The 9,508-nt window shown below is 70.9% G+C and carries 7 protein-coding genes; 3 read left to right on the top strand and 4 right to left on the bottom strand.

Annotated elements, in window-relative coordinates:
* The first annotated feature begins 70 nt into the window (after nucleotides 1-70).
* Both HD593_RS09875 and HD593_RS09880 read left to right on the top strand, forming a co-directional pair.
* Nucleotides 71-925, top strand: coding sequence for an SMP-30/gluconolactonase/LRE family protein (locus tag HD593_RS09875; RefSeq protein WP_185101878.1), 855 nt, complete (start codon nucleotides 71-73; stop codon nucleotides 923-925).
* Between the two features lie 76 nt (nucleotides 926-1,001).
* The gene (locus tag HD593_RS09880) at nucleotides 1,002-1,610 is read left to right on the top strand and encodes a flavin reductase family protein (RefSeq protein WP_185101879.1); all 609 of its coding nucleotides are present in this window, start codon (nucleotides 1,002-1,004) and stop codon (nucleotides 1,608-1,610) included.
* Nucleotides 1,611-1,631: 21 nt separating this feature from the next.
* Here HD593_RS09880 and HD593_RS09885 read toward each other — a convergent pair whose 3' ends face one another.
* The 4 genes from HD593_RS09885 to HD593_RS09900 all read right to left on the bottom strand — a co-directional run bounded on the left by HD593_RS09885 (nucleotide 1,632) and on the right by HD593_RS09900 (nucleotide 7,452).
* Nucleotides 1,632-2,096 (bottom strand): hypothetical protein, encoded by a 465-nt coding sequence (locus HD593_RS09885; protein ID WP_185101880.1) that lies wholly within the window; start codon nucleotides 2,094-2,096, stop codon nucleotides 1,632-1,634.
* 188 nt (nucleotides 2,097-2,284) lie between these two features.
* On the bottom strand, nucleotides 2,285-3,115 hold the full coding sequence (locus HD593_RS09890) for an LLM class flavin-dependent oxidoreductase (RefSeq protein ID WP_185101881.1): 831 nt from the start codon (nucleotides 3,113-3,115) through the stop codon (nucleotides 2,285-2,287).
* Nucleotides 3,116-3,274: 159 nt separating this feature from the next.
* On the bottom strand, nucleotides 3,275-5,302 hold the full coding sequence (locus HD593_RS09895; RefSeq protein WP_185101882.1) for an ATP-binding protein: 2,028 nt from the start codon (nucleotides 5,300-5,302) through the stop codon (nucleotides 3,275-3,277).
* 98 nt (nucleotides 5,303-5,400) lie between these two features.
* Entirely contained in the window at nucleotides 5,401-7,452 is a 2,052-nt protein-coding gene (locus HD593_RS09900; RefSeq protein ID WP_185101883.1) for an ATP-binding protein, read from the bottom strand.
* A gap of 538 nt (nucleotides 7,453-7,990) precedes the next feature.
* Here HD593_RS09900 and HD593_RS09905 point away from each other — a divergent pair.
* A complete protein-coding gene (locus tag HD593_RS09905; protein WP_221524694.1) occupies nucleotides 7,991-9,484 on the top strand; it encodes an alpha/beta fold hydrolase in 1,494 nt (497 codons plus the stop codon).
* Nucleotides 9,485-9,508: the final 24 nt, after the last annotated feature.

A 9,508-nucleotide genomic window follows, 5' to 3' on the forward strand; every position in this document is an offset into this window, starting at 1 on the left:
GACCCCCGCGTACCCTGGTGAACCCGCCTGCCCCCGGCCAGGGGCCGCTGAAGATTGGACGGCGCATCCCATGATCCTCACAACCTTCGATCACGGCGCGGGCGAGACGCCGGAGAACATCGTCGTGCTCGCGGACGGCACGATCTGCGCGACGCTGCTGCTGGCGGGCACCGTCTGGCTGTCCGACGGCGAGCCGGAACGGGTGGTCCCCGGAGAGACAGACGTGCTGGTGGTGGGCCTCGCCTCGGACGCCGAGAGCCGGCTCTACGCCGCCGTGCGCAGCGCGACCGGCTCCGTGGCGGGGATCTGGCGGCGCGAGGCTCCCCGCCGCTGGGTACGGTTCGCCGCCGCGGAAGCCCGGGCAGGGCTCAACGGCATCACCTTCGCCGAGGACGGCACGCTGTTCGCGGCCGACTCCGTCAACGGCGAGATCCTCTGCTGCCCTCCCGGTGACCGCGCCCTCCGGCTCTGGCTCGCCGACGAGCGCCTGGCGCCGACGTCGCCGGACGACCCGGTGTCGTCCACGGGCGTGAACGGCCTCAAGATCTGGGACGGCGCCCTGTGGGCGACCAACACGGCCCAGGGCACCGTCCTGCGCATCGGCATCGACCAAGGGCGCCCGGGCGAGGTGAGACCGGTGTACACCGGCATACCCGCTGACGACTTCGCCTTCGATCGCTCGGGGACGCTGTACCTCGCCGTCCATCCGCGCGACACCGTCGTCCGGATCTCCCCGGACGGCACCATGACCACGCTTGCCACCGAGGCGGACGGACTCGACGGCCCCACCGCGATCGCCGTCCTCGACGACGGTCTCCTCGTGACGAGCCTGGGAATGCTCGGTTCGCGTCACCGGCCCACCATCGTCCGCCTCAGCCTGGACGTGGCCGGCCCCGCGCTGCCCCGTCCGAGCATGCCCGGCTGACCCGCGGAACGCTCCCGTCGCCGCAGCTCTGCGTGGCGGCCACTACACGCTGTGATCGAACGGGATACTGAACGACATGCGTGTCGATTTCGACCCCGCGGCCCTGGGCGGGGCGGCCTTCTTCAAGTTCATGACGTCGGTCGTCGTTCCACGTCCGATCGCGTGGGTGTCCACCGTCACCCCGGATGGAGCGGTCGACAACCTCGCTCCGCACTCCTTCTTCAGCATCGCCAGCACTGATCCGCCGATCGTGCAGTTCACCTCGATCGGCCGCAAGGACTCCCTGCGCAATGTCGAGGACACCGGTGAGTTCGTCGTCAATTTCTCCTCAGAACCACTGCTGCACCTGATCCGCGACACCGCCACCGATTTCCCGCGGACTGTCAGCGAGTTCGGCACCGCGGGAATCGAACGCGAACCCAGCCGTCATGTGCGGCCGCCCCGGGTGGCCGCCTCTCCGGTCGTCCTGGAGTGCCGTTCGCACACCACCTTGCGCATGGGCAACTCCACCCTCGTCTTCGGCAGGGTGTTCCTCGCGGCGGTGCACGAAGAGTACATCGTCAACGGCCGGCCTGACGCCGAGCGGCTGCGTCCGCTGACCAAGCTCGGCGGCGACGAATGGGGGACGCTCGGCGAGATCCTGCACCTGAACCGCATCCCCTACGAGGAGCCGCAGGCCGTATGAGTCATACCCGGGTGCTCGCGGTCAGACGGGCTCACCCAACTGTTCGGCCAGCCGCTCCAGCCCGCCCTTGATGAGCCGCCCATAGTCGTCGTCGCCAAGGGCGCCGATCCCGTCCCGCGCATGCTGGAGGTGCTCACGGGCGCGGTCGAGATCGCCCAGCTTGCGATAGCACTCGCTCAGGTTCAGGTGCAACGACGGATACAGGCCGGCCACCGAAAGCGGCACCCCGGCCTGGGCCACCCGCTCATCGGTGACCAGGCCGACGGCGGCCAGCGCGCGCAGGTCCCACATCAGCTCCTGGTCCACGTCGTCCTGCACATCGGCCATCGAGTGGGCGAGAACGCAGACATGCAGCGGGTCGCCCTGCTCGCCGCCGATGTCGTCCCAGATCTGCGCGAACAACTCGCGCGCGGCCTCACGCTCGCCCTGGTGGTGATGCAACTCCACCCCCTGGCCGATCCGGGCCATCGTGGGGTCGGCGGTCATGAGCGGCTCCTTCACCGTCGCAGGGGATCATGGTCAGCCTACTCGCCTTACCTGGCTTGACGGCGACCCGTCCACCACGGGCACGCGCGGCACCGGACACGTTCCCCGGCCGGGCCCGCACCTCGTTTCGCTGCGTACGGACTCAGGCAACGCTGCCTGTCACCACACGTCGCGTCTGCTACGGCGGCTCAACGTCCGGCGAGCTCGGCAACGACAGGAGCGAGCACGTCGGCGTGGCCGGCGCCGAAGACGAAGTAGGAGAAGCCGATCTCCTCACGTCGCCGCTGGATCTCCTCGGCCGCCGCCGCCGGGTCAGCCGGAAGGGCCGCCAGCGAGTCCACCGCGTGAAGTGCGGCAGGGTCGGTGTCGGGGGACGCCATGAACGGCGCGACGGTGTCGCCGATCACCGCCACGTGCTGCGCGAGCTCCACGTCTCGGGTGGCGCGGAAGCCGCGTACCACCTGTGTGATCTCACCCCGGTCCTCTCCCGGCATCAGTGCGAAGGCGACCGTGTCCGCCAGCTCGGCCGCCAGCGCCTGGGCCCTGGGCCCGCGTACGGCCATCACCACCGGCGTGTGTGCGTCGGGGCCGTCGAGATCGCGCAGCGTCGTGACGGCCTCACGCACCTGGGCCAGCCGCTCGCCCGGTGGCACGGCGGGCAGCCCCAGCTCGCGTAGTTCGTCTTCGATGCCGGGCCTGCCGGTGCCGATGCCCAGCTCGAAGCGACCGCCGGTGAGCACCGACAGCGAGTGCGCCTCCCACGCGGTGCTCCACGCCGGGCGCAGCGGGGAGGCGTACACCCACGTGCCCACCCGCAGGTCGGTAAGGGTAGCCGCGACGGCCAGCGTGGGGCCGGGCGCCGGCTGCCATCGTGGGACATCGGGCATCAGCAGCGTGGAGTAGCCGCTGTCGGCGAGGCGGCGCACCTGGTCCCGCCACGTCGGCAGGTCTGTCCTGAGCGGGGCAACGACCCCGAATCGGAAGGGCCTGGTTCCGCCGGTTGCCGTCGAATCGGTCATCGTTCCTGTCCTCGTCATCAGTAGGGACGGGGCCCTGTTTCCTCGGGCGCCATGGTCTGCGTCTCACCCCTACTACGAACGCCGCTGCCCCGATCCGACAACGCGACGGTCCGGGACACACGCAAATCTCAGGCGCGCACGGTGCGAGCCGTTGCGAGGTCAGCCGTCGCTGGTTCCGTACAGTTCGCGTTGCCAGAGGTCCTCGCAGATGCGTTCGACGCCGGTGGTCAGATGGCGGCGGTAGGTGGTGAAGGGCAGGCCGAGCCGTTCGGCGGCGGCTTCCTGGTTGGGGACGCCGCGCAGGTAGGTGGTGTCCAGGGCACGATGGAGCTTGCTCGCGCGCGGGTCCCGGCCCAGCCTGTGGATGGCCTCTTCCAGGCGTTCGCGCAGGGCCTGGACGGGGTCGGGATGCCCGGCGACCAGCCTGCCGCGCACCAGGGGATTGGCGGCCAGCTCGGAGGTACGTGACAGGTGCCGCAGGGCCTTGCGGACGGCGTCGGTGAACTCCGCCCGCGACAGGACCGCGAGTTCGGGCTCTCGTACGGAGGAGGCGGCGGCGGGTGTGTCGGCCGACATCAGCCGCTCCAGCCAGACCTGTGCGGGCAGGGCCCGCCAGTCGTGGGCGAACAGGGTGTATTCGCTGTCTCCCAGCCAGGTGTGCTCGTCGAGCTCGTACGGACTGTAGCGCCGGTAGTAGCCGACCCTGGGGTCGTCGGCGGGCACGGCCATGAACGACCAGGCCATGCGTTCGGAGCGCAGGGAGTGGCCGACTCCGCGCCATTCCATCGCCGAGGACAGGCCGCGGCTCGCGTCGCGTACCCAGATCCGGCCGACGCCCAGGTGCTCGCCCGGCCTCAGCGGGGCGACGGCCCGGGCATGGGTCCAGGCGGCGGCGACGACCGGGTCGGCCTTGGCCTCCTCGTCGCTGGGCCGGTCCAGGCGGAGCCAGACGCAGACGCCGGCCAGCTCGCCGGTCGCGGTGTGCCGGTAGAGGTGGAACGCCTCCGGCTGCCGGGTGGCCCAGAAGGCGACGGCGGCCGCCGACTCCCCGCTGTCGGCCTCGGCGACCAGAGCCACCGTGTTCCCGGTCTCCCCGGGACGGAACGCCTCCTCGTACACGTCGTCCTCCTGGTGCCAGAAGTCCCGCCCCGGCAGGGACCTGCGATGGTGGCGGAGGTAGAACAGGGAGCCGACGACCCGGAGCACGTCGGTGTCGGCCACCGTACGGACCTGGGCCATGAGGTGACCGCCGATGCGCTGCTGCAGCTCGGCGTAGCGCTGCGGGTCCCGCCAGCTCAGGTCGGCCCGCAGGATCTCGCGTACCACGTCGTGCGGGTGCAGCCCCGGCGTCCCCGACTCCATGAACGGCAGCCGCCGCAGCCACGAGAACAGGGTGGCGGCGTCGTCGTAGGGCAGCACCGCGCGCAGCAGGTCCTCGGTCGTGACGTACGCCTGCGCGCAGACCTCCAGCGCGTGCCGGTGCGCGGGACTCGGCACCTCCCCCACGAGCTGGTCGAGCAGGGTGGCCACCACGTTCTGGGTCGGCTTCCAGCGCGAGCTCGCCCTCTCGTCCTTGATCGCCACCGCGGCGCCCAGGGACAGGGCCAGCGGGTGGCCGCCGGCGAAGGCCAGCAGCGACTCGCGCAGGCCGCCGACGGCCACGCCACGGGCCTCCAGCAGCGCCGCGGCGTCCGTGGGCGAGAGGTCACGCAGCGGCAGCACCATCAGCGTGCCCGCCCAGGTGGGGTCGGCCTGCCACGTCAGGTCCGGCGGAACGCGCCCGGCCAGCACGACCAGCGCGCCGACCGGGATGCGGGGCAGGAACCGCTCGCGCAGCCAGCCCTCCAGGCTCTGGATGTCCTCGAAGCTGTCGACGAGCAGCACGGCACGCTCATCGGCGAACACCGCCTCGGCGGCGGACTCGAACGCGGCCGGGGACGGGCCCAGCGTGCGCCCGTCCAGCAGCGTGACGCTGCGCTCGGCCGCCAGGGCCTCCTGTGCCAGCCGGCGCAGCAGCGCCGACTTTCCGACCCCGCCAGGGCCGTGCACGAACAGCACCCTGCCACCGCTCCGCAGCGCTGCGCCGAAGGCGGCGAGCTCCTCCTGACGGCCGACGAACGTCCCATTCCCCGCGGCCAGCAGCCGCTGCCCGAGCAGGTCTGAACCCTGGTCGTTCACCGATCGCATACCGTTTATCACGACTTTCTCCGAAATTCTGGGCCATCATCATTTCGCAAGCCTGCGATGCACCGCCGGGGCCGCGCAGGTCGCTGCAGTGCGGGCTCTCAGGCCCTCGCGGCCGCACCGTAGAGCTCCCGCTGCCACAAATGCTGGCAAACGTGCTCGACGCCCGCGGTCAGGTGGCGGCGGTAGGTGGTGAAGGGCAGGCCGAGCCGTTCGGCGGCCAGCTCCTGTGTCGGGGCGCCGCCCATGAAGGTGGCGGTCAGCGCGCGGTGCAGCTTGGCGGAGCGGGGATCCCCATCGAGCGCTTCGATCGTCCCCTCCAGCAGCTCGCGCAGCGCCTCGGCAGGATCGCCGCCGGGGTGCTCGGCAACCAGCCGGGTACGGGTCAGCGGCGAGCCGGCCAGGGCCCCGGGGCGGGCCAGGTGCCGCAGAGCCTGGCGGACGGCCTCGGAGAACTCCTCCTGTGACAGCACCGCCAGCTCGTCCGCCTGCGGCTCGGACGGGTCCGGCACCGGCGTCCGGTTGAGCCGCCTCAGCCACGACCGAGGCGGCACCGCACGCCAATCGTGCACGAACAAGGTGTACGACTGCCCGCCCATGCAGGCCACATCCGGGATCTCGCGCATGCCATGCCGGCGGCAGCTCTCCCTCCGGTCCCGGCCGGGGCCTCGAACCGCTATGCACGACCAGGCCATCCGCTCCGACCGCAGGCAGTCACCGATCACCCGCCACTGCACCAGGTCGGTGACCGGCGAGTTGCCCCGGTAGGCGGGCAGCACCCATGACCGGCCGACGGCCAGGTGCTCGCCCGCGCGCAAGGGCGAGGTGGCGCGCGCGTGCTCCCACGCCGCGGCCACGATCGGGTCGGCGGCGCACTCCTCGTCGTCCGGCGTCTCCAGCCGCAGCCACGCGTGGCAGGCCACCGGCTCCCCGGTCCCGGCCCGCCGGTAGACGCGGAAGGCCGCGGGCCGGCGTTCCAGCCAGAACGCGGCACAGGCGGCGGACTCCTCTCCTTCCGCCATGCGGGCCAGCCGCAGCAGCTTCTCGGCGTCCCCGGCCCGTAAGGCGCCCTCCTGGATCTCGCCCTCCTCGTACCAGCTGTGCGGCTCGATCATCGCGTTCTTGCCGCGGTACAGGTAGAACAGCGCCGTGACGGTGCTCAGCACGTCGGATTCCGCGGCCGTGCACACCTTCTCCGCCAGGGCCGTGTGGATGCGCTCGTGCATGGCCGCATAGCCCTGCGGGTCGCGCCAGCGCAGGTCGGCGTTCAGCACTTCCCGCACCACGTCGTGCGGATACAGGCCGAGACTGCTCGACTCCACGAACGGCAGCCGCCGTAGCCAGTCGAACAGCCGTCCCGCGTCTCCGGGCAGCGCGGCGCGCAGCAGGTCCTCGGTCGTCACGTACGCGTGCGCGCAGATCTCCAGCGCGTGCCGGTGCGCCCGGCTGGGAACCTCGCCCACGAGCTGGTCCAGCAAGGTCGCCACCACGTCGTGCTTGGGCGTCCACCGCGTGCTCGCGCCCCCGTCCTGCACCGCGACCGCCGCTCCCAGCAGCAGCGCCAGCGGATGCCCGCCGGCGAAGGCCAGCAGCGGCTCGCGCAGCTCGTCCGCGACCCCGCAGCAGTCCATGAGAGCCTCGGCGTCCCGGGCGGGGAGGTCACGCAGCGCGAGCACCTCCAGCGCCCCCGCCCATCCCGGGTCGGCCCGCCACAGTACGTCCGGCGGGAGTCGTCCCGCGATCACCACGAGCGCGCCCACCGGCAGGCGGGGCAGGAACCTGTCGCGCAGCCACCCCTCCAGGCCCTGGACACGCTCCACGGTGTCCACGAACAGCACCGCCCGCTCGTCGCGCAGCACGGCCTCGGCCTGGGCCTGGGCCTCGGCCTCGGCCTCGGGTGCGGGCCCCAGCGTCCGGCCGTCCAGCTGGACGACCGGGCGCCCGGCCGACACGGCCTCCCGGGCGAACCGCCGCAGCAGCGCCGACTTCCCGATTCCTCCGGGACCATGAAGGTAGAGAACGTTGCACCGGCCCCCGGACAGCGCGGCGCGGAAGATCGCGAGCTCTTCCCGGCGGCCCACGAACGCCGACTCGCGTGCCGCCTGCAGGCGCCGGCCCAGTAACTCGGAGTTTCCCTTTCTTCCCGACGGCATGCGCTCAACTATTGCCTGCGAATCTTGCGAGAGTGTGAGGTGGCGCATTGTCGCAGCATTCATCGAACCGACCTGGGCTTTCATTCGGTAGATGCAGGAATCATGCATTCTGTGGCGTTGAGGTGATCTCGGCGTGATGGCTTATTGTGCCATCGGCATTCACGCCGATCTGATATCACGTCACTGGGCACACCCGTTGTCAGTTTTCATTGATGGCGCCGGCAGTAAGCATTTTCACTTCTGCGGGATTCGATGCGGGGCGCTGTTCCCGGGTTCAGACCTGATTATGTGATCCCGGTCACACACAGCGGTGTCACGCTCTCTCTCGCGATGTGATCTCATGGCGTCGGGAATGGCTCGGGGCCGGGCAACGGCCAATGAGTGGACAGGAAACCGGACTGGTCCCGTTGTCGCCGGAGGCACATGCTTTCCGTCAACGGTGGAGTCGCCTGTCGCATTCGAACCGATGATCACGGGGCATCCTGAGTCGAGGACCGGCCGCGTGCCACCCGGCGAGCCGATCAACGATGGGAGCAATGTGCCAAGAAGAACTTCTCCGCTCGCCCTCGTCCTCGTGGCGATGGCGACGTTGCTGGCCGCCACGACGTCGTGCGGGGCCGGCGGGACGGGGACCGGAGAGGAGGCCCCAGGCGCCGGCGGGAAGGGCGGCATCACCTGGGAGCCGTGCGAGGAGGAGCCCGCCGTCGAGTGCGGCAGGCTGGCTGTACCGATCGACTGGTCCAAGCCGGACGGCCCCAAGGTCGACCTGGCCCTTGCCCGGCGCAAGGCCACCGATCCCTCCGCGCGGATCGGATCCCTGCTGATCAACCCGGGCGGCCCCGGTAACTCCGGCGTGAACGGCATGTTCCGTCCCGCCGGCTTCAGCGCGGAAGTCCAGCGGCACTTCGACATCGTCGGCTACGACCCTCGCGGCGTCGCCCGCAGCGGCTCGGTGACCTGCTCGGCCTCGGTGTACAACGAGATGCCGAGCCCGATCATGACCAGCCAGGACGACTACGACAAGTGGATCTCCTTCAACAAGAGGCTGCACGCGGACTGCCGCAAGCGCACCGGCCCCCTGTACGACCACCTCGACTCGCTCAACGTGGCACGTGACATGGACGCCATCCGCGCGGCGCTCGGGGATGACAAGCTGACCTCGTACGGCGTCTCCTACGGCACGCTCGCCCAGCAGATGTACGCCGAGCTGTTCCCGGACCGGATCCGGGCCATGGTGCTGGACGGCAGCATGGACCACAGCCTGGACGCCAAGGCGTTCCAGGTGAGCGAGGCGGCCGCCGTCCAGGACGGCTTCGACGAGTTCGTCGCCTGGTGCGAACGGGACACCGGGTGCGTCCTGCACGGGCGCGACGTCCGCGCGCTGTGGCAGGGACTGCTGGAGAAGGCGAGCCGCGGCGAGCTGTACTGGCCGGGCGTCACCGGCCGCCCGGTGAGCGCCCACAACCTCAGATGGCTGGGCGTGATCCTCAACGAGGCGCCCGACTGGCGGCTGGAGGCCCAGGTGCTCAACGCCCTGGACGGCGGGCCGGTGCCGGACAACATGCCGGGCCCTCCGGGTAACGGTCCCGTGAGCGGGAACACCGCCGAACTCCCCACCGCGATCCTCTGCTCGGACTTCGACCTGTCGCTGCGGGACTACGACGAGTACGCCGACGTGATGAGCGGCGCCGGCGCGGCGGCCCCGGACATGCGGTACAACCCGATGCCGATGGGCGACATGCCGATCTGCCAGGGCCACCCGGTCACCAACCCGCAGCACCGGCTGGAGTACAAGGGCAGCGCTCCGCTCCTGGTCAGCACCTCCATGCACGACCCCTCCACGCCGTACGAGTGGTCGGCCAACGTGGCCGAGCAGTTGGGCTCCAAGGCCACGCTGTTCACCTACGAGGGCTGGGGCCACGGCATCTACGGCAAGACCCCGTGCATCACGACGGCCATGGACGGCTATCTGATCTCGCTGACCGTGCCCGCGCAGGGCACCCGCTGCCCGGCCGAAGAGCGCCAGGACTGAGGGCTGTCTCTCCGGTCGGCCGTC

Origin of the sequence: Nonomuraea rubra, from assembly GCF_014207985.1 — a bacterium.
GTDB lineage: Bacteria > Actinomycetota > Actinomycetes > Streptosporangiales > Streptosporangiaceae > Nonomuraea > Nonomuraea rubra.